This is a genomic window from Blastococcus brunescens (genome assembly GCF_035320885.1).
GTDB lineage: Bacteria > Actinomycetota > Actinomycetes > Mycobacteriales > Geodermatophilaceae > Blastococcus_B > Blastococcus_B brunescens.
In genome coordinates this window covers 2,389,866-2,407,903 of sequence record NZ_CP141261.1, presented here as the reverse complement: position 1 = coordinate 2,407,903, position 18,038 = coordinate 2,389,866, and the positions used below count along the sequence as shown (strand labels likewise).

Below are 18,038 nucleotides of genomic sequence, written 5' to 3'. Positions count from 1 at the left end.
CGGCGGCCTCATGCTGGCCGCCGTCCTCGTCGCCGCACTCAACCTCCGGGGAGCGATCGCCGCGGTCGCGCCGGTGCTGCCCGAGCTCCGCGCGGAGCTCGGGCTCACGCCGACGACGGCGGGTCTGCTGACGACGCTCCCGGTGCTCTGCTTCGCCGGGCTGGCGCCGGCCTCGGCGTGGCTCGGCCGGGCGGTCGGCACCCGCGCGGCGGTGCTGGGCGGACTCGTGACGATCGCCGTCGGCTCGGTGCTGCGGGTCCTCGACGGTCCGGTCGTCCTGCTGGGCGGCACCTTCCTCGTCGGCGCGGCCATGACGGTGGGCAACGTGCTCCTGCCCGTCGTCGTGAAGTCGGAGTTCCCCGAGCGAGCCGGGCTGGTCACCGGGCTCTTCACCGGCACCCTCGCCGGCGGTGCGGCGCTGACGCTCGCGCTGACCGCCCCGGTGGCCGCTGTCTGGGGCTGGCGGACCGGGCTCGGTGTCTGGTCCCTGGTCGCGGTGGTCGCGGCGGTCGTCTGGCTGCTGGCGACCCCTCGGCGCCCCGCACTGATGGCGCACCGGGTGCCGGCGGGTTCTCCGGGCGGTGGTCGCGGGTCCGTCTGGCGCTCCCCGGTCGCCTGGGGGTGGCGGTCCTGCTGGCCACGCAGTCGGCGCTCTACTACGCGTTCACGACCTGGCTGCCCAGCATGCTGGTCGACGAGGTGGGGCTGACCCTGCGGGCGGCCTCCGTCGCCGCGTCGGTCTTCCAGGTGCTCGGCATCCCCGGCGCGCTGCTCGTGCCGCTCGTGCTCGGCCGGCTGCGCGCCCAGCGTGGCCTGGCGCTGGTCGTCGCGACGAGCTGGGGGCTGGTGCCGCTCGGCATGCTGCTCCAGCCGGGGCTCTGGGCGGTGTGGGTCGGGGTCGGGGGCCTGGTGCAGGGGGCCGGGGTCTCCCTCGCCTTCGCGCTGGTGGCTGTGCGGGGTGCCGACGAGGACGCCGTGGGACGGCTGTCGGCCATGACGCAGCTCGTGGGGTACTCCGTGGGCGCCGCGGGGCCGCTCGTCGTCGGCGCTCTCCTCGCCGCCGGCGGCGGCTGGTCGGGGCCGTTCGGTCTGCTGGTGCTGGTCGCGACCGTCTACGCCGCGGCGGGGTGGGTGGCCGGCCGCCCGGTGCAGGTCGGCGGCTGACCCATGCGCGCCGAGTGTCGGCCCACGGCTGGTTCCCGGTCCCGGTGACAGCCGCCGGCCGACACTCGAGGCGGCCGATTCAGACGGTGGCGGGGAGGGGCATCGTCGGGACGTCGTCGGCGACGGACATCGGCGCGCCGGTGGCGGCCACGACCTCGTCGACGGTGACCCCGGCGGCCACCTCGCGCAGGACCAGCCCGTCCTCGGTGACGTCGATGACGGCGAGGTCGGTGATGATCCGGTCGACGCACGCCTTGCCGGTCAGCGGCAGGGTGCACTCCTCGACGATCTTGGGCGTTCCGTCGCGGGCGACGTGCTCCATCATGATGATCACGCGCCGGGCGCCGTGGACCAGGTCCATGGCCCCGCCCATCCCGTTGACCATCTTCCCGGGGATCAGCCAGTTGGCGAGGTCGCCGCGGGTGTTGACCTGCATGGCCCCGAGGATCGCGACGTCGAGGTGCTTGCCGCGGATCATCCCGAACGACAGCGCGGAGTCGAAGAAGCTCGCCCCGGGCAGGATCGTGACGGTCTCCTTGCCGGCGTTGATGAGGTCGGGGTCCTCCTCGCCCTCGAAGGGGTAGGGGCCGACGCCGAGGACGCCGTTCTCGCTATGCAGGACGACGTGGACGCCGTCGGGCACGTAGTTGGGCACGAGCGTCGGCATGCCGATGCCGAGGTTCACGTACTGACCGTCCTCGAGCTCGAGCGCGACCCGGGCGGCGAGCTGTTCGCGGTTGAGCGCCATCAGGGGAGGCCTCCTCGCCGGCTGCGGCCGGAGCATCGGTTCGGTCGGTGCGCGGCCGGGTGGTGCGCTTCTCGATCTTCTTGCCCTCTGCGCCGACCACGACGACGCGGTCGACGAAGACACCGGGCAGGTGGACGTCCTCCGGGGTGATCTCGCCCGGCTCGACGAGCTCCTCGACCTCGGCGATCGTGACCCGCCCGGCCATGCCGGCCAGCGGGTTGAAGTTCCGCGCCGACTCGTGGAACACGAGGTTGCCCTGCCGGTCGCCCCGGGCCGCACGGACCAGCCCGAAATCGGCGGTGAGCGCGGTCTCCAGCACGTACTGCTGGCCGTCGAACACCCGCACCTCCTTGGGTGCGCTGGTCTCCACCACGTTGCCCTCGGCGTCGTAGCGCACGGGGATGCCGCCCTCGGCGACCATGGTGCCGACGCCGGTGGGCGTGTAGAAGGCCGGGATGCCGGTGCCGCCGGCGCGCAGCCGCTCGGCCAGCGTGCCCTGCGGGGTCAGCTCGACCTCCAGCTCGCCCGAGAGGTAGAGCCGGGCCAGTTCCTTGTTCCCGCCGACGAAGGAGCTGATCGTCCGCGAGATCCGGCCGGCGTAGAGCAGGACGCCCAGAGCCTGGTCGTCCACGCCGCAGTTGTTGGAGATGGTGGTCAGGTTGCGGGTGCCCCGCTCGAGCAGCGCGTCGATGAGCGCGATGGGCACCCCGCAGAGCCCGAAGCCCCGACGGCCAGCGTGGCGCCGTCGGCGATGTCGGCGACGGCGTCCCGCGGCGAGGCGACGACCTTGTCCATGGTTCAGCCCCTCCGGACGCCGGGAACGGCCGGCGGGACGACGTCCCGCATCTCGTCCGTGCGCGTTCGAGCCACCAACGTGCTCCCATCGGTCGGGGGTGCGGTCGGCGTCAGTATCCCTGCCGGGTCCAGCGGTTCCGAGGCGCCGCCCCCACTGGCCGGAAGCAGCCGTTCCCGATCCCGGGAACCGTGCCGCCTCCGGCTGCGTTGCGGCGGGCATGGAACTGACCTGTCCCAAGTGTCACGGGAGCATGCGGACCTACGAGCGCAACGGCGTGCACGTGGACCAGTGCACCGACTGCCGCGGCATCTTCCTCGACCGCGGTGAGCTGGACCGGCTGATCGACGCCGAGAACGCCTGGCACGGCGGGGCCGCAGCCGCGCCGGCGACGGACCGGGGCCAGCACGGGCGCACGGAGCACCGGGAGGCCGAGCACCGGGCGAGAGAGGACCGGGACGGCGAGTACCGGGAGAGCGAGCACCGGCGGTCCGAGTACGACCGGTCCGGCCACCAGCAGGCCGCCACGGGCGGGCTCGGGGAGTGGTCGGCGAGGTCCTCCGCCAGGTCCAGGGGTCCAAGCACTCCTCGCACTCCTCCGATCCGTACAAGCGGCGGAAGAAGGAGTCCTTCCTGGGCGACCTGTTCGGCTGAGTCCGGGCCGGCGCGGGTGGGCCGGGAGCGGTCAACCCAGGCGGATGGTCAACCGGACGTGCGCGCCCTCGTCGTCGCCGGAGATGTCGACGTGGTCGCACAGCTGCCGGGCCAGCCATAGGCCCATGCCACCGCGGGACAGGTCCTCGCCGTGCGCCGGGCCGTAGCCGGCGAAGGGGTCGTCGAACCCCGGGCCCTGGTCGTCGATCGCGCAGACGATCCGGTCCGTGCCGATCCAGAGCCGCAGGCTGACCGGTGGCCCTCCGTGACGGACGGCGTTGGAGGTCATCTCGTCCACGGCGAGCAGGTAGTCCTCGACCGTGTCGCGAGACACCTCGACCGTCGCCAGCTCGGCGGCCACGGCGTGCCGCAGGCCGATGAAGTCCCCGACGTCCTTCGCCCAGAGGCGCGGGGTGGTGTCCTCCAGCGGCTCGGCGGGGACGGGCAGGGAGCGGAGGTAGTCCGCGGGCGCCATGAAATCCGGATTGGACGCACGCCCCGCCGGCCCATGGATGCACGAGTGCGTCCGGCGGGCGGACTCCACGACGGAGACGGGCAGGCGCTGGGAGTCGAAGACGCACAGACCCCACAGCGGCCACTCGCCCAACGCCACGTTGATCACCGACTCGTACCGCTGCCATTCCAGCCAGTCGCGCTCGGTGCTGCCGAAGTCGACCTCGCCGACGACGCGGACACGGGACGCTCCTCGGCGGTGCGCTGCTCGGCCAGCCGCCGGAAGGTCGTGATCGCCGACGGCGTGCGCGCCCGGTACACGTCGCCACGCTCGAGCACGTGCACCCGCGGGTCGGCGCCGACGGCATCCCGCAGGATCGCCGCGGTGTCGCCGCCGGTGGCGATCACGGCCGCCTCGCCGGCGGCCAGCCCGTCCAGGAGGAAGGGGACGGCGACGTCGGTCAGCTGCTGCCGGTCGTCGTAGATCAGCGCGTCGTGGAGGTAGCGGTCGGCGGGCAGGGCTGCCCAGTCGACCACCGACGACCCGGTCACAACCCACCTCGGAGACTCGTGCTGCCACCCGGAGCGGGTGCTGCCGACCCACGGTAGGCGATGGTCGAGCCGGAGGGGCGGTGGGCGCCGGGCAGCGCGGTCAGCGGACCGATCGCCCGGTTTCGCCCCCGTGCAGGCGGGCACGGGACGGGGGACATGCGAGCGCCGCACCATCGACGGGAGACGATCCATGGCCATCGCCACCACCAACCCGGCCACCGGCGAGACGCTGAAGACCTACGAGGCCCTCTCGCCCGAGGCGCTCGAGGACCGGCTCGCCCGCGCCGCCGCGGCGGCCGCGACCTACCGGCGCACCTCGCCGGACGAGCGGGCCGCCTGGCTGAACGCAGCGGCCGACGTCCTCGACGAGGACGTCGACACCGTCGCCGAGCTGATGACCACCGAGATGGGCAAGACCCTGGCCGCGGCGAAGGCCGAGGTCGCCAAGTGCGCCAAGGCGCTGCGCTGGTACGCCGAGCACGGCCCGGCGCTGCTGCGGCCGGAGAAGAAGGACGCTGAGGCCGTCAAGGCCCAGGACGCCTACGTCGTGCACCAGCCGATCGGCGTCGTCCTGGCGATCATGCCGTGGAACTTCCCGCTCTGGCAGGCCATGCGGTTCGCCGCCCCGGCGCTCATGGCCGGCAACGTCGGCCTGCTCAAGCACGCCAGCAACGTGCCGCAGACCGCGCTGTACCTGGAGGAGCTCTTCGGCAAGGCGGGCTTCCCCGACGACGTGTTCCAGACCCTGCTCATCGGCTCCTCGACGATCGAGCAGGTGCTGCGCGACGACCGGGTGGCCGCCGCGACCCTCACCGGCAGCGCTCCGGCCGGGCAGTCGGTCGCCTCGATCGCCGGTGACGCGCTGAAGAGGACGGTGCTGGAGCTCGGCGGCAGCGACCCGTTCATCGTGATGCCGTCGGCGAACCTGGATAAGGCGGCGGAGGTCGCCGTCACGGCGCGCAACCAGAACAACGGGCAGAGCTGCATCGCGGCCAAGCGGTTCTTCGTGCACCGCGACGTGGCCGAGGAGTTCACCCGGCTGTTCACGGAGAAGATCGCCGCGCTGACGGTCGGGGATCCGATGGACGAGGACACCCAGGTCGGGCCGCTGGCCACCGAGTCCGGCCGCGACGACGTCGAGAAGTACGTGCAGGACGCCGTCGACAAGGGGGCGACGGTCCTGACCGGCGGCAAGCGGGTGGACCGGCCGGGCTGGTTCTACGAGCCGACCCTGCTCAGCGGGATCACCCCGGAGATGGACCTGTACTTCGAGGAGGTCTTCGGTCCGGTGGCCGCGCTGTTCACCGTCGACTCGCTCGGTGCGGCGATCGACATCGCCAACAGCCACCCGTACGGCCTCGGCGCCAATCTGTGGAGCGAGGACGAGGGGAGCGGGCCGAGTTCATCGCCGACGTCGCCGCCGGGATGGCGTTCGTCAACGGGATGGTCACCAGCTACCCGGAGCTGCCCTTCGGCGGGGTCAAGCAGAGCGGCTACGGACGCGAGCTGACCGAGGTCGGCATGCGCGAGTTCATGAACGCCAAGACCGTCTGGATCGGCCCGCCGAGCAGCGAACAGGGGAACGGCGACACCGCCGGCGCCGCTGCAGAATGACGGCGTGACGCACCGGAACGGCCACCCTTCGGCGGCCCGCGCCGAGCGCGCGAGGCGTGGGGAAAGGTCGTCCTCGATCAGTGCAGTCGGGACCGCCAGTCGGCGGGCACCCGGCCGCGGGGCCCGGGCGCCGGCTGGTCGGCGGGGTGGTGCTGCGGCGGGGCGAGGGCGACGCCGGGCACCGGCTGCTCGGTCGAGAAGTCCCAGAACCAGTCCTCGCCCGGCTCGAAGCTGCGCATCACCGGGTGCCCGGTGGTCGCGGCGTGGGCGCGGGCGTGCCGGTCCGGCGAGGAGTCGCAGCAACCGATGTGGCCGCACCTCGCGCAGCGGCGCAGGTGGAACCACCAGCCGCCGGTGTCCTCGCACTCGACGCAGCCGGTTCCGGACGGCGGCACCGCCGGGTCGATCGCCTGTTCGGTCATCCGCTCGCTCCCAGCCGGAGGGACGCACGTGGTGGAACGCGGGACCCACGGTACGGACGGCACCGACCCCGAGGAACCCTCCGTGATCCGGGGTCGAGGTACGCGCCCGAGGGCCGCCCCGCTGGGACAGTGGACGGCGTGTTCGACGTCGACTGGATGGGCCTGCTGACCCGTGAGGTGCTCCGCGAGCGGGCGGCCGTACTGATCGCCGAGGCCTGCGCCTGGTCCGTGGGGATGTCCGACCAACCGCACCACCTCCGGTCGGGGGCCGGATCGTGGCGACCGGGCTGACGGTGGGCGAACGGGCGGCGCACGGCCTGGCGCTCAGCGGTGACGAGGACGGGCGCCTCGACCTCGGGGACGCACGGCCGGGCAGCTTCCAGGACGCGCTGAACTCCGTCGACGCCGCGGGCACGGTGGCCGCCGACCGGTTCGACCTCGACGTCCTCCATCCCTTCGTGCACGCGACCTGCCTGGCCGCCGCCGAATGCGCGCGGCGCACCCGCCGGGCGGACTGGGACGAGCTCGCCGACGACGTGGGGAGGACCCGGCCGACCTCGACGACGTCGTGCGGGCGGGTGGCTGGGAGGCGCCCCTGCGCATCGACGCGGAGCACCTGGTGCTCGCCGCCCTCCGGGACGTTCCCCTGATCGAGGTGGAGGCCGAGGGCCTGCCGCTCTCCCTGGTGCGCGCCGCCGAGGCCGTCACCCGCGCGGCCACCGCGCCGGCCGACCAGGGGTCGGCGGACGACGACCTGGCCGGCTCGCTGTTCCTCGCCGAGGCCGCGGTCACGGCGACCGGGGCGCCCCTTCCGCTGGCACCGGAGACCGCCGAACGGCTGGCGGCGGAGCTGCTGGCGCACGGGCTGGAACCGGAGGAGGTCGTCGGCCTGCTGCCGCACCTCCCGGTGCAGCCGGCCACCGCCGACGAGGTCGTCGCGATCCTCCGGGCGACCGGGATCGGCTGACGGAGCGCGGCTCGCTCAGAGCTCGGCGGCGACCAGGGACTCCAGCACGAGGTCCGGGTGCTTCTCCTTGAAGACCCGCAGGCCCCACTTGTCGCCGAAGACCGCGATGTGCTCGCCGTTGGTGCGCTGCAGCACCTCGGCGTTGCGTGCCGTGGCGACCACGGGTGCCGAGGCCTCGTCGGTGCGCATCGCGATGCTGTAGGGCAGCCGGTCGAGGTCGACCGCGGCCCCGAACTCGTGCTCCATGCGGTGGGTGGCCACCTCGAACTGCATCGGCCCGACGACGGCCAGCACCGGCGCCTGGTCGCCGCGGCGGTCCGAACGGAGCACCTGGACGACGCCCTCGGAGTCCAGCTGCTCGATCCCGCGGCGGAACTGCTTGTGCTTGCCGGTGTCGCGGCCACGACAGACAGCGAAGTGCTCGGGCGCGAAGGTGGTCAGCGGCGGATAGGTCACCGGCTTCTCGGCGTACAGCGTGTCGCCGACACCGAGCGCCGCCGCGTTCACCAGTCCGACGACGTCACCGGGGTAGGCGACGTCGATGCTCTCGCGCTCCCGGCCGAAGACGTGCTGGGCGTACTTGGTGGCGAACGGCCGGCCGGTGCGGGCGTGGGTGACCACCATGCCGCGTTCGAAGACGCCCGAGCAGATGCGGATGAAGGCCAGCCGGTCGCGGTGCGCGGTGTCCATGCCCGCCTGCACCTTGAACACGAAGGCGCTGAACGGGTCGGTCAGCTCCCGCCGGTCTCCGTCGTCGGTGGGCACGCCCGTGGGAGCCGGCGCCTTGCCCACGAGGGTGTCCAGCAGGGCGCCGACGCCGAAGTTGGAGACGGCGGAGGCGAACAGCACCGGCGTCGTGACGCCGTCGAGGAACAGCGACTGCTCGTGGTCCTGGCCGCTCGCGCCCAGCAGCTCGACCTCCTCGACCGCCTGCTGCCAGGCGTCGCCCTCCCGGGCCAGCGCGGCCTCGGCCGACAGGGTTTCCTCCGGCGCGATGGTGGCCCCGCCGGCGGTCCGGGTGAAGCGCCGGTAGCTGCCGTCGGCGCGGTCGAGGACGCCGCGGAAGTCGCCGGCGATGCCGACCGGCCAGGTCAGCGGGGTCGGCGTCAGCCCGGTCCGCTCGCTGATCTCGTCCATGAGCTCGAGCGCGTCCTTGCCCGGGCGGTCCCACTTGTTGACGACGGTGAGCACCGGGATGCCGCGGTGCCGGCACACCGCGAACAGCTTCATGGTCTGGGCCTCGAGCCCCTTGGCGGCGTCGATGAGCATCACCGCGGCGTCGACGGCGGTGAGCACGCGGTAGGTGTCCTCGGAGAAGTCCGAGTGCCCGGGGGTGTCGAGCAGGTTGATGACCGCGTCCCGGTACTCGAACTGCAGCGCCGCCGACGTGATGGAGATGCCGCGGGCCTTCTCCATGTCCATCCAGTCCGACACGGTGCCGCGGCGGCCGGCCTTGCCGTGCACCGCGCCGGCCTGCCCGATGACCCTTGCGTGCAGGGCCAGGGCCTCGGTGAGCGTCGACTTGCCGGCGTCCGGGTGGCTGATGACGGCGAACGTCCGTCGTCGTGAGGCCTGCGCGACGACGTCCCCGGGGGTGCGGTCCGCTCGTCGACCGCGCTCATCGGGGACCGGTCAGGGCAGCACGGGACCGACGGAGGGCGAAGGGGACACACCACGACAGTAATCCGGTGCCGTCGCCGGGCGGTCGCTCAGACCTCGGTGACCTCGAACGTGCGCGTCGGCGACACGAACTCCTCCTGGGCGGCGACCAGCAGGATCTCCCGCGAGCCGGCGTCCTCCGTCCGCTGGAGCAGGCCGAACACCGACGCGGAGGCACGCGAGAGCGCCTCACCGGCCGAGCGGGTGTCCAGCCAGTGGGCCAGGAACAGGGCCGCGATGGCGTCACCGGCGCCGTTCACGGAGACGTCGAGCTTCGGCGTCCGCACCCGGAAGTGCCGGCCGCCCTCGGAGGCGAGCAGGTCGATCGCGTCGTCCGGGGTGTCGTCGGTGACCAGCGACGTCGTGAGCACGGCGCGCGGGCCGAGTGCCTGGACGGCGGCGACCGCGTCCTTCACCTCGGAAAGTGACCGCGTGGCGGTGCCCGACAGCAGGTCGAGCTCGAAGTGGTTCGGCGTGACCACGTCGGCCGCGGGCACCGCGACGTCGCGCATGAGCTCCTCGATGCCCGGGCGGACGAAGACGCCCCGCCCCACGTCGCCGATGACCGGGTCGCAGGCGTAGACGGCGTCGGGGTTGGCCGCCCGCACCCGGCCGACCGTCGCGACGACGGCGTGCCCGATGTCGGCCGAGCCGAGGTACCCGGACAGGACGGCGTCGCAGCTGCCGAGCACGCCGCGGTCGGCGATGCCCTGCACGACCTCCTCGACGGCCTGACCGTCGAAGACCCGGCCGGTCCACTGCCCGTACCCGGTGTGGTTGGAGAACTGCACGGTGTGCACCGGCCACACCTCGATGCCGAGGCGTTGCAGCGGGAAGACCGCCGACGAGTTGCCGACGTGCCCGTACGCGACGTGGGACTGGATGGAGAGGACGCTGACCACGGGGAGAAGGTAGACAGCCGCGCGGTCCGGAGGACACCCGGGCGTCGCGGCACCGGTCGTGCCCGGGCCGGATCGTGGCGACGCGGGAGGCCGGGGGTCCTGGTCGCGGTCGTCCGGCAGGAACACGGTGACGCTCCCGTGACGGTGGCGCGGTGACCCTTGCCTCCGAGGCCGTCCGGTCTCGGGGGACAGCTGCCCGTCCGCAGCCGCACGAGCGAGGCTTTCGATGACCCTGGCCACCTACGTGGAGATGCCCAGCCCGCGCCGAGCCGTCGACGACCCGGCCGACGACCTGCTCCCGGCGGAACTCACCGTCGCGTTCGGTGCCGGGGACGCCGCCGTCCCCGGCTCGGTGCCGCTGCACGACTTCATGCGGACGGCGGGCACCCTGACCCACGCTGAGCGCATGGTCATCGTCGACCAGGCGATGCTGATGCTCGAGGGCAACTACGTACACCTGCCGCTGAAGTCGGCGATGCACGCGGTGAACCCGGTCCAGCGGCTGCGGCTGCTGCGGGCCCGCCTCCTGCGCCAGACCGACGCGACGATGGAGCCGGAGCGGTCCTTCCACCAGGAGATGTCAGCGATCTTCCACTCGGTGCGCGACCTGCACACCAACTACCTGCTCCCGCAGCCCTTCGCCGGGATGATCGCCTACCTGCCGTTCCAGGTGGAACGCTGCGCCGAGGACGGCCGGATCACCTACGTCGTCACCCGGCTCGCGCAGGGCCTCGCCGCTCCGACGTTCACCGTCGGCGTCGAGATCACGCACTGGAACGGGATGCCGATCGAGCGGGCGGTCGCCGTCAACGCCGACCGGTTCGCCGGGAGCAACGCGGCGGCCCGTCTGGCCCGCGGGGTCGACTCGCTCACCATCCGGGCGCTGCGGCTGCACCTGCCGCCGGACGAGGAATGGGTGACGGTCAGCTACCTCGACCGCGACGGCGTCCGGCGGGAGCTGCGCGAGCCGTGGCTGGTCGCGCCCAACGCCCCGGCGATGGCCGACGCGGAGGTCCTGACCGAAGCCGCGGCGTCCCAGGGCCTCGACCTGCACGCGGACGAGACCGGCCGCGCCCGCGCCCTCCTGTACGCCCCGCACGCGGTCCAGCAGACGCTCGGCACCCTGGCGGTCGAGCTGTCGACGGAGCCTGCGGCGACCGGCGCGGACGTCCCGTCCTCGATGCCGCTGGTGTTCCGGGCGCGCAGCGTGCCCACCGCCGGCGGCACCGTCGGGCACCTGCGGATCTTCACCTTCAACGTGCCCGACCCCGGAGCGTTCGTCGCCGAGTTCGTCCGGCTCGTCGAGCTGCTGCCGCAGGACGGGCTGATCCTCGACGTCCGGGGCAACGGCGGCGGGCACATCCTCGCCAGCGAGTTCACCCTGCAGACGCTGACCCCGCGCCGGATCACGCCGGAGCCGGTGCAGTTCGTCTGCACCCCGCTCAACCTCGAGGTCTGCCGCCGGCACCGGGGCAACCCGACCGGCCAGATCGACCTGGGGGCCTGGTTCCCCTCCATGGACCAGTCGGTGGAGACCGGGTCCATCTACTCCTCGGCGTTCCCGATCAGCCCGGAGACCGGCGCCAACGCCGTCGGCCAGCGCTACTTCGGGCCCGTCGTGCTCGTCACCGACGCCCGCTGCTACTCCGCGACCGACATCTTCGCGGCGGGCTTCCAGGACCATGCGATCGGCCCGGTGCTCGGTGTCGACGACACCACCGGTGCCGGCGGGGCGAACGTCTGGACCCACGGCCTCCTCAAGGCACTCCGGGACGTCCCGGCCGATCCGGACTCGCCCTACCGGCCGTTGCCGAAGCAGGCCGACATGCGGGTGTCGATCCGGCGCACCCTCCGGGTCGGTGCGCTGGCGGGCACCCCGGTCGAGGACCTCGGCGTGCGGGCCGACGTGCGCCACGAGATGACCCGGCGGGACGTGCTCGAGGGCAACGTCGACCTGATGGCGGCGGCCGCCGCGCTGCTGGCGGGCCGTCCCCGGCGCAGGCTGGACCTCCTCGCCTCGGTCGACGGGGCCGGCGTCCTCACCCTGCAGCTCACGCTGGCCGGCATCGACCGGGTCGACGTCTACGTCGACGGCCGGCCGCGCAGCAGCACCGACGTCACCGACGGTCCGGTGTCGATCCCCGTGCCGGGCTCCGAGGGCGCGACGGTCGTGCAGGCGCAGGGCTTCGCGGCGGGGAGCTCGTCGCGGCACGCATCCAGACGCTCTGAGGCCTCAACGCCGGCCGGTCGCCGTCGACGGCGACCGGCCGACGCTGGTCCGCAGGGCTGCCACGACCACGCCGGTGAGCACCGCCCCGGTGGCGTTGAGCAGGGCGTCGACGGGGAGACGACCCGCCCCAGGGGAGCACCCACTGCAGGAGCTCGATCCCCGCAGCGACGGCGGCAGCGGCGGGCGCCAGTCGGCGGGCCGTCCCCAGCTCCGGCCACCGGAACACGGCGAGCGCCGCCATCGGGGCGAGCAGGGCCAGGTTGCCGACGAGCTGCAGCATCGCGGTCTCCGACGTCCATCCGGTCGCGTACCAGTGCAGCTCGGACAGCGGCGCGCCCCACTCCCAGCCCCGGCCGGTCGGCATCAGCGTGAGCAGCGCGACCACCATGGCAGCGAGGCCGAGTCCGGCATCGAGCGCGCGGCGGGTCGGCATCACGAGCCCGCCCCGGGCATCGTCCAGGTGGCTTCCTCGGCGTGCGCGGTCGGCGGGTCGACGAGCCATCGGTGCGAGTCGTCCATACCCCGCACTGTCGTCGTCGCGGCAGTGAGCGGGCTGACAACCGCCTGGGCATCGGCTGGAAGGTCTCCCGGCCGGCGCCCGAGCGGGGCCGCTCACCGTGCGGACCGGCTCGTCCACGATCATGACCGGGTGACGACGAGCGGTCCGGGCACGGTGCGCGACGCCGTTCCGGCGGACGCCCTGCGGTGCGCCGAGATCTACGCTCCCTACGTCCGGGACACGGCGATCTCCTTCGAGAGCGAGGCGCCGTCGGCGGAGGAGATGGCGGAGCGGATCTCCGCGGCGCAGCGCGACCACGCCTGGCTGGTGCTCGAGGACGCCGGCGTGGTGACCGGCTACGCGTACGGGGGCCGTTCATGAGCCGGGCGGCCTACCGGTGGTCGGCGTCGGTCAGCGTCTACCTCGACGGGACGCGTCGCGGGTCCGGCGGCGGCCGGGCGCTCTACACCGCCCTCGTCCACCGGCTGGCCGAGCGGGGGATCCGTACCGTGCTGGCCGGGGTGGCCCTGCCGAACGAGGCGAGCGAGGGCCTGCACCGGGCGCTGGGCTTCGTGCCGGCCGGCACGTACCGCCGGGTGGGCTGGAAGCACGGGCGCTGGCACGACGTCGTCTGGTACCAGAAGGAGCTGGTCACCGACTGGTCCGCACCGGGCTGACCTGGTCCCGACCACGGGAGGCGCCCGCCGCCGGTCAGGCGGTGGCCGAGCCGTCCACCCCCGCCGACCGAGCTCCACGTGCGGGCGGGACTGCCAGAGCGCCCACTCGGCACTCACCTCGCCCGCGGTGCACAGCAGTCGGGGAGGTGGTCCTGGACCAGTCGTTCGGTCGAGGTCTCCGCGGCGTGCACGGTCACGTTCATTGCGGCCCGCACCATCCCCGCGCCGTCCCGGACCGGGACCGCCACCGAGCGGACGCCGGGCGCCAGCTCCTCGTCGGCCAGCGCCCATCCGCGGGCCCGGATCTCGGTCAGCTCGCGGTGCAGCTGCTCGGGGGCCGTCCGAGGTAGGGCGGCAGGCCGGCCCGGCTCGGGGCGGCGAGCGCTGCCTCGAGCTCGTCGGCGGACAGGGCGGCCAGCAGCACCTTGCCCTGCGAGGTCTGGACGGCGGGGAAGCGGGTGCCGATCTCGACGCGCAGCGCGATGATCTTGGGCACCGCCACCCGTGCGACGTAGACGATGTCGGGACCGTCCAGCTGGGCCATCGAGGAGGACTCCCCGGTGGCGGCCACCAGGGCCTCGAGGTGCGGCCGGGCGATGTCCCAGAGGCCGAGGGAACCGACGTAGGCCATGCCGAGCGTGAGCACCTTCGGGGTGAGGGCGAAGGTGCCGGCCGAGGAGCGGACGAAGCCCAGCTCCTCCAGGGTCAGCAGCAGCCGCCGGGCCGTCGGCCGGGCCAGCCCCGCGGCCGCGGCGACCTCGCTGAGCGACATCCTCCGGTGGTCGGCGTCGAAGCACGACAGCACGTCGAGCCCCGCGCGAGCGCCTCCACGAAGTCGGGCCCGGTGCCTCGCCCTGCCATCCGATGTCCTCCCTCACCCCGACCCCGCCGCAGGTCCCCGCCGCGCGCGTGGAGCGGTGGGGGCAGCGGGGTCCTCCTCCCTTCAGCGGCCGAGGACGCGCTCCTCGCCGCCGGCGCGCTTGGACTCGTCCTCGTAGTCGGAGTACTGGTAGGGGTTGGCCAGGATCTCGGCCTCCGCCTCGGGCCGGTCGGGGAACATCCCCTGCTGCCAGGCGTCCTCGCCGCACGCGCCCTTGAGGTGGTCGATGGTCGACTCGATCTCCCGGCGCACCGGGGCCAGGTCGATGCCGACCAGCTCGTGCGCGTACTTCACGACGCGGCCGTTCACCAGCACGGTGTGCACGTCACCGCGCTGGGCCTGGAAGGCCACGTGCCCGTACGGGTTGAGCAGCGGGAAGGACACGGGGAGGCGTCGTTCTTGATGAGCACCACGTCGGCCTTCTTGCCGGGCTCGAGGCTGCCGAGGTCGTCGCGGCCGATGGCGTGCGCCCCGCCCCTGGTCGCCCAGTCCACGACGTGCTGGGCGCGCAGCCGCAGGTGGGTGATCGTGTCGCCCTTGAGGTGCGCGGTCAGGTGCTCGGACATGCGGTCGGCGTTCAGCGTCGAGCGCATCGCGGAGAACATGTCCCCGCTCCACCAGACGCTGGTGTCCACCGACAGGGAGACCGGGATCTTGTACTGCAGGACCTGCTCGGTGGGGGCGTGCCCCTGTCCGGCGCTGCACTCGGACTCGGTCGCCACCGAGATCGAGCCGCCGGTGGCCGCGATCCGTTGGTAGCTGTCGCGGGTCAGGGTCGAGGCGTGCACGTACACGGTCTCCGGCGTCATGAAGCCGTGCTCGTGCATGAGCCGGATGCCGTCGTCGTTGGTCGCGCCCCACACACCGGCGTGCGTGGTCACCGGGATGCCGAGGTCGCGGGCGACCTCGAACGCCGCCTTCTCCGGGAAGGCCGGGTCGCCGGTGACGTCGAAGGCGATCTGGACGCCCATCATGTCGTCGCCCGCGTCGCGCAGCCGCTCCAGGATCGAGCGCACGGCGGGATCGGTCGCCCACTCCCACGGGCCGGCCTGGATGTTGCCGTAGGCCATGACGAACCGGCCCGGGACCGACCGCAGTGCGTCGATCGCCGCCTCGCCGTGGTCCACCGTGTGCAGGTTGTGCGACCAGTCGACCGTCGTCGTGACGCCGGCGTCCAGCGACTCGATCGCGGCGAGCCGGTTGCCGGCCGCGATGTCCTCGGGGCGGAACTTCTTGCCGTGCTCGAGGTAGTACCAGACGAAGTACTGGGTCAGCGTCCAGTCGGCGCCGTAGCCGCGCATCGCCGTCTGCCACATGTGGCGGTGGGTGTCGATCATCCCGGGCATCACGATGCCGCCCCGCGCGTCGATCTCCTGGGTGCCCTCGGGCACCTCGAGGCGGGATCCCACGGCGGCGATGCGGTCGTCGACCACGAGGACGTCGGCATCGGTCAGCACCGTCCCGGCGTCGTCCATGGTCAGCACCGTGCCGCCGCGCAGGACCACCGGGCGGCCTGGCTCGGGGGCGGGCTCGGAATGGGTCATCGTCTCCTCCTCGGACGTCCGCGGACTCGCATCCGGACGATCGTCCGCAGAGCGGCGAGCGGGTGCGATGCGGGTCACTTTCGTGCCGCCTGCCGGGGCTGTCAAGAGGGCGCTGCGGGGGCGGACGCGTCGGCAGGCTACCGGTTGACAGCTCCCGTCCGCGGTGAAGAGACTGCCCGCAGGAGGGCGGACATCCGTCCGGAGATCTTGCTGAGGAGACCCCGCGCCCATGACTCCAGGACCGGCCCTCCCCGGAGCGACCCCGGGCCGCGGACCGCTGGCCGGCATCCTCGTCGCCGACTTCTCCCGCATCCTCGCGGGGCCCTACAGCACCATGCTGCTGGCGGACCTCGGCGCGGAGGTGGTGAAGGTGGAGGGCCCGGCGGGCGACGACACGCGCACCTGGCAGCCGCCGGTCAGAGACGAGGTGTCCACCTACTACCTCGGCGTCAACCGGAACAAGCGGTCGGTCGCCCTGGACCTCAAGGACCCGGACGACGTCGCGCTCGCGCAGGAGCTGGCTCGGCGGGCCGACGTCCTGGTCGAGAACTTCAAGCCCGGCGGGCTGGGTCGCTTCGGGCTGGACTACGACAGCGTCGCGGCGGTGAACCCCGGCGTCGTGTACGCCTCGATCAGCGGCTTCGGCAGCGGACCCGGTGGGGCCGCGCTGCCCGGCTACGACCTCATCGTGCAGGCGATCTCGGGCTTCATGAGCCTGACCGGGGACCCCGAGGGGAGCCCTACCGCGCGGGCGTCGCCCTCTTCGACGTCATGGCCGGCCTGCACGCGACCATCGGCGTGCTGGCCGCGCTCAACCACCGGCACGAGACCGGCGAGGGGCAGCACATCGAGGTGAACCTGCTGGCGTCGGCGCTGTCGGGCCTGGTGAACCAGACCAGCGCCTACGTCGCCGGTGGCGTGGTGCCGTTCCGGATGGGCAACAGCCACCCGAGCCTCTTCCCCTACGAGCCGCTGCCGTGCGCCGACGGAGACCTGATCATCACCGCCGGCAACGACGGTCAGTTCCGCCGGCTGTGCGGGGTGCTGGGGCTGCCCGAGCTGGTGGACGACCCGCGGTTCCGGCGCAACGAGGACCGCACGGCCAACCGGGACGAGCTGCGGCCGCTGCTGGTCGAGCGGCTGCGGACCCGGTCGAAGATGGACTGGTTCCGCGAGATCATCGGTGCCGGCGTGCCGTGCGGACCGATCAACACCATCGACCAGGGCGTCGGGTTCGCCGAGGAGATCGGCCTGGACCCGGTGGTCAGCGTGGGGAGGGTGCCGCTGCCGTGCCGTCGATCCGCAACCCGATCACGTTCTCCTCGACCGCCCCCGACTACCGGCTGCCGCCGCCGACGCTCGACGAGCACGGCACGGAGATCCGGTCCTGGCTGACGCGCGCCGGCGAGGAGGCTTCGTGACCGACCAGCCGGTGTACCCGACCGCCCTCGGGGCCTCCAGCCTCGAGACGATCACCCTGCTCGGCAGCGACCTCGCCCGCGACGTCATGGGCACCGTCGGTTTCGGTGAGCTGTCGTTCTGGCTGGCGACCCAGCGCCGGCCCACGGCGGGGAGACCCGCGTCTTCGAGGCGGTCCTCGCCGCACTGGCCGACCACGGGTTCACCCCGACGGCCATCGTCACCCGCCTGACCTACCTGTCGGCGCCCGACTCGATCCAGGGCGCGCTCGCGGCGGGCCTGCTCGGCGGCGGCTCGCGGTTCCTGGGCGTCACGGAGGACTGCGGCCGCTTCCTGCACGACGTGCTCACCCGGAGCTCTGCTGCCGACCCCGCCCGCCCGCTGCCCACGGACGACGCCGGCTGGGACGCCCTCGCCCTGGAGACGGTGACCGCGCAGCGGGCCGCGGGCCGCTTCGTCCCCGGGCTCGGCCACCACGTGCACAAGCAGGGCGACCCCGGACCCCGCGGCTGATGGAGATCGCGACCGAGGAGGGGCTGGTCGGCCCGCACCTGTCGCTGTTCGCCGCCATCGGCCGGGTGCACGAGCAGGTGCTCGGCAAGCGGCTGCCGCTCAACGGCGCCGGCGTCTGCGGCGCGGCCCTGGCCGACCTCGGCCTGCCGCTGGAGCTGCTGCGCGGGTTCGCGCTGCTCGCCCGCACGGCCGGTCTGATCGGGCAGCTCGCGGAGGAGCTGCGCCACCCGGTCGCCAACGACGTCTTCCTGTCGGTGGACCTGAACAACCGTCCGGTCGACCCCGACCCGTTCGTGCCCGCGCCGCTGACAGCGGCCGGGGACGACGCGACCGCCTGAGGAGGCCGGT

The 18,038-nt window shown here is 73.3% G+C and carries 22 protein-coding genes and 4 pseudogenes; 15 read left to right on the top strand and 11 right to left on the bottom strand.

The window, feature by feature from the left end; translation table 11 throughout:
* Positions 1 to 10: 10 nt before the first annotated feature.
* Together U6N30_RS16050 and U6N30_RS16045 are read left to right on the top strand one after the other, a co-directional pair.
* On the top strand, positions 11 to 709 hold the full coding sequence (locus U6N30_RS16050) for an MFS transporter (RefSeq protein ID WP_324278070.1): 699 nt from the start codon (positions 11 to 13) through the stop codon (positions 707 to 709).
* The gene (locus U6N30_RS16045) at positions 685 to 1,164 is read left to right on the top strand and encodes an MFS transporter (RefSeq protein WP_324278069.1); all 480 of its coding nucleotides are present in this window, start codon (positions 685 to 687) and stop codon (positions 1,162 to 1,164) included. Before U6N30_RS16050 ends, U6N30_RS16045 begins: the two co-directional genes overlap by 25 nt.
* Positions 1,165 to 1,243: 79 nt before the next feature.
* Here the strand turns inward: U6N30_RS16045 and U6N30_RS16040 are convergent, their stop codons facing one another.
* The 3 genes from U6N30_RS16040 to U6N30_RS35470 are packed head-to-tail and all read right to left on the bottom strand — an operon-like array spanning position 1,244 to position 2,707.
* Positions 1,244 to 1,849, bottom strand: a complete 606-nt coding sequence (locus U6N30_RS16040) for a 3-oxoacid CoA-transferase subunit B (protein ID WP_324278068.1) — start codon at positions 1,847 to 1,849, stop codon at positions 1,244 to 1,246.
* Entirely contained in the window at positions 1,776 to 2,618 is an 843-nt protein-coding gene (locus tag U6N30_RS16035) for a CoA transferase subunit A (protein WP_324278067.1), read from the bottom strand. The genes U6N30_RS16040 and U6N30_RS16035 overlap by 74 nt, the downstream gene beginning before the upstream one ends.
* Positions 2,567 to 2,707: a hypothetical protein gene (locus U6N30_RS35470; protein WP_324278066.1), complete on the bottom strand. Its 141-nt coding sequence runs from the start codon at positions 2,705 to 2,707 to the stop codon at positions 2,567 to 2,569. Before U6N30_RS35470 ends, U6N30_RS16035 begins: the two co-directional genes overlap by 52 nt.
* A 218-nt stretch (positions 2,708 to 2,925) precedes the next feature.
* Between U6N30_RS35470 and U6N30_RS16025 the strand changes: the two are divergent.
* Positions 2,926 to 2,997 (top strand): annotated as a pseudogene (locus U6N30_RS16025) (zf-TFIIB domain-containing protein); the annotation flags it as partial.
* 393 nt (positions 2,998 to 3,390) lie between these two features.
* Here U6N30_RS16025 and U6N30_RS16020 read toward each other — a convergent pair.
* Positions 3,391 to 4,538 (bottom strand): annotated as a pseudogene (locus tag U6N30_RS16020) (anti-sigma factor RsbA family regulatory protein).
* 16 nt (positions 4,539 to 4,554) lie between these two features.
* Here U6N30_RS16020 and U6N30_RS16015 point away from each other — a divergent pair.
* Together U6N30_RS16015 and U6N30_RS16010 are read left to right on the top strand one after the other, a co-directional pair.
* Complete coding sequence (locus U6N30_RS16015; protein ID WP_324278065.1) at positions 4,555 to 5,874, top strand: aldehyde dehydrogenase family protein; 1,320 nt, start codon at positions 4,555 to 4,557, stop codon at positions 5,872 to 5,874.
* Positions 5,790 to 5,978 (top strand): aldehyde dehydrogenase family protein, encoded by a 189-nt coding sequence (locus tag U6N30_RS16010; protein WP_324278064.1) that lies wholly within the window; start codon positions 5,790 to 5,792, stop codon positions 5,976 to 5,978. Before U6N30_RS16015 ends, U6N30_RS16010 begins: the two co-directional genes overlap by 85 nt.
* 77 nt (positions 5,979 to 6,055) lie before the next feature.
* On the opposite strand, the gene U6N30_RS16005 is transcribed toward U6N30_RS16010, so the two are convergent.
* A complete protein-coding gene (locus U6N30_RS16005) occupies positions 6,056 to 6,400 on the bottom strand; it encodes a UBP-type zinc finger domain-containing protein (protein WP_324278063.1) in 345 nt (114 codons plus the stop codon).
* 138 nt (positions 6,401 to 6,538) lie between these two features.
* On the opposite strand from U6N30_RS16005, the gene U6N30_RS16000 reads away from it, so the two are divergent.
* Genes U6N30_RS16000 through U6N30_RS15990 form a run of 3 tightly spaced genes read left to right on the top strand, consistent with a single transcriptional unit; the run spans position 6,539 to position 7,367 of the window.
* The gene (locus U6N30_RS16000; protein ID WP_324278062.1) at positions 6,539 to 6,691 is read left to right on the top strand and encodes a hypothetical protein; all 153 of its coding nucleotides are present in this window, start codon (positions 6,539 to 6,541) and stop codon (positions 6,689 to 6,691) included.
* Positions 6,676 to 7,050: a hypothetical protein gene (locus U6N30_RS15995; RefSeq protein ID WP_324278061.1), complete on the top strand. Its 375-nt coding sequence runs from the start codon at positions 6,676 to 6,678 to the stop codon at positions 7,048 to 7,050. Before U6N30_RS16000 ends, U6N30_RS15995 begins: the two co-directional genes overlap by 16 nt.
* Positions 7,020 to 7,367 carry a hypothetical protein gene (locus tag U6N30_RS15990; protein ID WP_324278060.1) on the top strand — a complete coding sequence of 116 codons (348 nt, stop codon included), beginning with the start codon at positions 7,020 to 7,022 and terminating at the stop codon, positions 7,365 to 7,367. The genes U6N30_RS15995 and U6N30_RS15990 overlap by 31 nt, the downstream gene beginning before the upstream one ends.
* A gap of 15 nt (positions 7,368 to 7,382) precedes the next feature.
* Here the strand turns inward: U6N30_RS15990 and U6N30_RS15985 are convergent.
* Both U6N30_RS15985 and pdxY read right to left on the bottom strand, forming a co-directional pair.
* Positions 7,383 to 8,933: pseudogene (locus U6N30_RS15985) on the bottom strand (peptide chain release factor 3); the annotation flags it as partial.
* A gap of 143 nt (positions 8,934 to 9,076) precedes the next feature.
* Positions 9,077 to 9,928 (bottom strand): pyridoxal kinase PdxY, encoded by an 852-nt coding sequence (pdxY, locus tag U6N30_RS15980; protein ID WP_324278059.1) that lies wholly within the window; start codon positions 9,926 to 9,928, stop codon positions 9,077 to 9,079.
* Between the two features lie 226 nt (positions 9,929 to 10,154).
* Here pdxY and U6N30_RS15975 point away from each other — a divergent pair, with 226 nt between their 5' ends.
* The 3 genes from U6N30_RS15975 to U6N30_RS15965 all read left to right on the top strand — a co-directional run bounded on the left by U6N30_RS15975 (position 10,155) and on the right by U6N30_RS15965 (position 13,334).
* A complete protein-coding gene (locus U6N30_RS15975; RefSeq protein ID WP_324278058.1) occupies positions 10,155 to 12,530 on the top strand; it encodes a S41 family peptidase in 2,376 nt (791 codons plus the stop codon).
* Between the two features lie 277 nt (positions 12,531 to 12,807).
* Positions 12,808 to 13,038 (top strand): GNAT family N-acetyltransferase, encoded by a 231-nt coding sequence (locus U6N30_RS15970; protein ID WP_324278057.1) that lies wholly within the window; start codon positions 12,808 to 12,810, stop codon positions 13,036 to 13,038.
* Complete coding sequence (locus tag U6N30_RS15965) at positions 13,035 to 13,334, top strand: GNAT family N-acetyltransferase (protein WP_324278056.1); 300 nt, start codon at positions 13,035 to 13,037, stop codon at positions 13,332 to 13,334. The genes U6N30_RS15970 and U6N30_RS15965 overlap by 4 nt, the downstream gene beginning before the upstream one ends.
* A 113-nt stretch (positions 13,335 to 13,447) precedes the next feature.
* Here the strand turns inward: U6N30_RS15965 and U6N30_RS15960 are convergent, their stop codons facing one another.
* From U6N30_RS15960 to U6N30_RS15945, 4 genes are all read right to left on the bottom strand, one after another.
* On the bottom strand, positions 13,448 to 13,618 hold the full coding sequence (locus U6N30_RS15960) for an IclR family transcriptional regulator domain-containing protein (RefSeq protein WP_324278332.1): 171 nt from the start codon (positions 13,616 to 13,618) through the stop codon (positions 13,448 to 13,450).
* 26 nt (positions 13,619 to 13,644) lie between these two features.
* On the bottom strand, positions 13,645 to 14,106 hold the full coding sequence (locus U6N30_RS15955; RefSeq protein ID WP_324278055.1) for an IclR family transcriptional regulator domain-containing protein: 462 nt from the start codon (positions 14,104 to 14,106) through the stop codon (positions 13,645 to 13,647).
* 171 nt (positions 14,107 to 14,277) lie between these two features.
* Positions 14,278 to 14,529 (bottom strand): hypothetical protein, encoded by a 252-nt coding sequence (locus U6N30_RS15950; RefSeq protein WP_324278054.1) that lies wholly within the window; start codon positions 14,527 to 14,529, stop codon positions 14,278 to 14,280.
* Positions 14,520 to 15,758 carry an amidohydrolase family protein gene (locus U6N30_RS15945; protein WP_324278053.1) on the bottom strand — a complete coding sequence of 413 codons (1,239 nt, stop codon included), beginning with the start codon at positions 15,756 to 15,758 and terminating at the stop codon, positions 14,520 to 14,522. The genes U6N30_RS15950 and U6N30_RS15945 overlap by 10 nt, the downstream gene beginning before the upstream one ends.
* Before the next feature lie 229 nt (positions 15,759 to 15,987).
* Here U6N30_RS15945 and U6N30_RS33965 point away from each other — a divergent pair.
* The 4 genes and pseudogenes from U6N30_RS33965 to U6N30_RS15920 all read left to right on the top strand — a co-directional run bounded on the left by U6N30_RS33965 (position 15,988) and on the right by U6N30_RS15920 (position 18,028).
* Positions 15,988 to 17,153, top strand: a pseudogene (locus U6N30_RS33965) (CaiB/BaiF CoA transferase family protein).
* A 22-nt stretch (positions 17,154 to 17,175) separates the two neighbouring features.
* On the top strand, positions 17,176 to 17,409 hold the full coding sequence (locus U6N30_RS15930) for a hypothetical protein (RefSeq protein WP_324278050.1): 234 nt from the start codon (positions 17,176 to 17,178) through the stop codon (positions 17,407 to 17,409).
* 110 nt (positions 17,410 to 17,519) lie between these two features.
* Positions 17,520 to 17,690 carry a hypothetical protein gene (locus U6N30_RS35465; protein WP_324278049.1) on the top strand — a complete coding sequence of 57 codons (171 nt, stop codon included), beginning with the start codon at positions 17,520 to 17,522 and terminating at the stop codon, positions 17,688 to 17,690.
* A complete protein-coding gene (locus tag U6N30_RS15920) occupies positions 17,690 to 18,028 on the top strand; it encodes a citrate synthase family protein (protein ID WP_324278048.1) in 339 nt (112 codons plus the stop codon). The genes U6N30_RS35465 and U6N30_RS15920 overlap by 1 nt, the downstream gene beginning before the upstream one ends.
* Positions 18,029 to 18,038: the final 10 nt, after the last annotated feature.

What these genes read in the sequence shown, in the direction of transcription:
- U6N30_RS16050 (WP_324278070.1), top strand. Translation starts at nt 11, where the DNA reads ATGCTGGCCGCCGTCCTCGTCGCCGCACTCAACCTCCGGGGAGCGATC.
- U6N30_RS16045 (WP_324278069.1), top strand. Translation starts at nt 685, where the DNA reads ATGCTGGTCGACGAGGTGGGGCTGACCCTGCGGGCGGCCTCCGTCGCC.
- U6N30_RS35470 (WP_324278066.1), bottom strand. Translation starts at nt 2,707, where the DNA reads ATGGACAAGGTCGTCGCCTCGCCGCGGGACGCCGTCGCCGACATCGCC.
- U6N30_RS16015 (WP_324278065.1), top strand. Translation starts at nt 4,555, where the DNA reads ATGGCCATCGCCACCACCAACCCGGCCACCGGCGAGACGCTGAAGACC.
- U6N30_RS16010 (WP_324278064.1), top strand. Translation starts at nt 5,790, where the DNA reads ATGGCGTTCGTCAACGGGATGGTCACCAGCTACCCGGAGCTGCCCTTC.
- U6N30_RS16005 (WP_324278063.1), bottom strand. Translation starts at nt 6,400, where the DNA reads ATGACCGAACAGGCGATCGACCCGGCGGTGCCGCCGTCCGGAACCGGC.
- U6N30_RS15975 (WP_324278058.1), top strand. Translation starts at nt 10,155, where the DNA reads ATGACCCTGGCCACCTACGTGGAGATGCCCAGCCCGCGCCGAGCCGTC.
- U6N30_RS15965 (WP_324278056.1), top strand. Translation starts at nt 13,035, where the DNA reads ATGAGCCGGGCGGCCTACCGGTGGTCGGCGTCGGTCAGCGTCTACCTC.
- U6N30_RS15955 (WP_324278055.1), bottom strand. Translation starts at nt 14,106, where the DNA reads ATGTCGCTCAGCGAGGTCGCCGCGGCCGCGGGGCTGGCCCGGCCGACG.
- U6N30_RS15945 (WP_324278053.1), bottom strand. Translation starts at nt 15,758, where the DNA reads ATGACCCATTCCGAGCCCGCCCCCGAGCCAGGCCGCCCGGTGGTCCTG.
- U6N30_RS15920 (WP_324278048.1), top strand. Translation starts at nt 17,690, where the DNA reads ATGGAGATCGCGACCGAGGAGGGGCTGGTCGGCCCGCACCTGTCGCTG.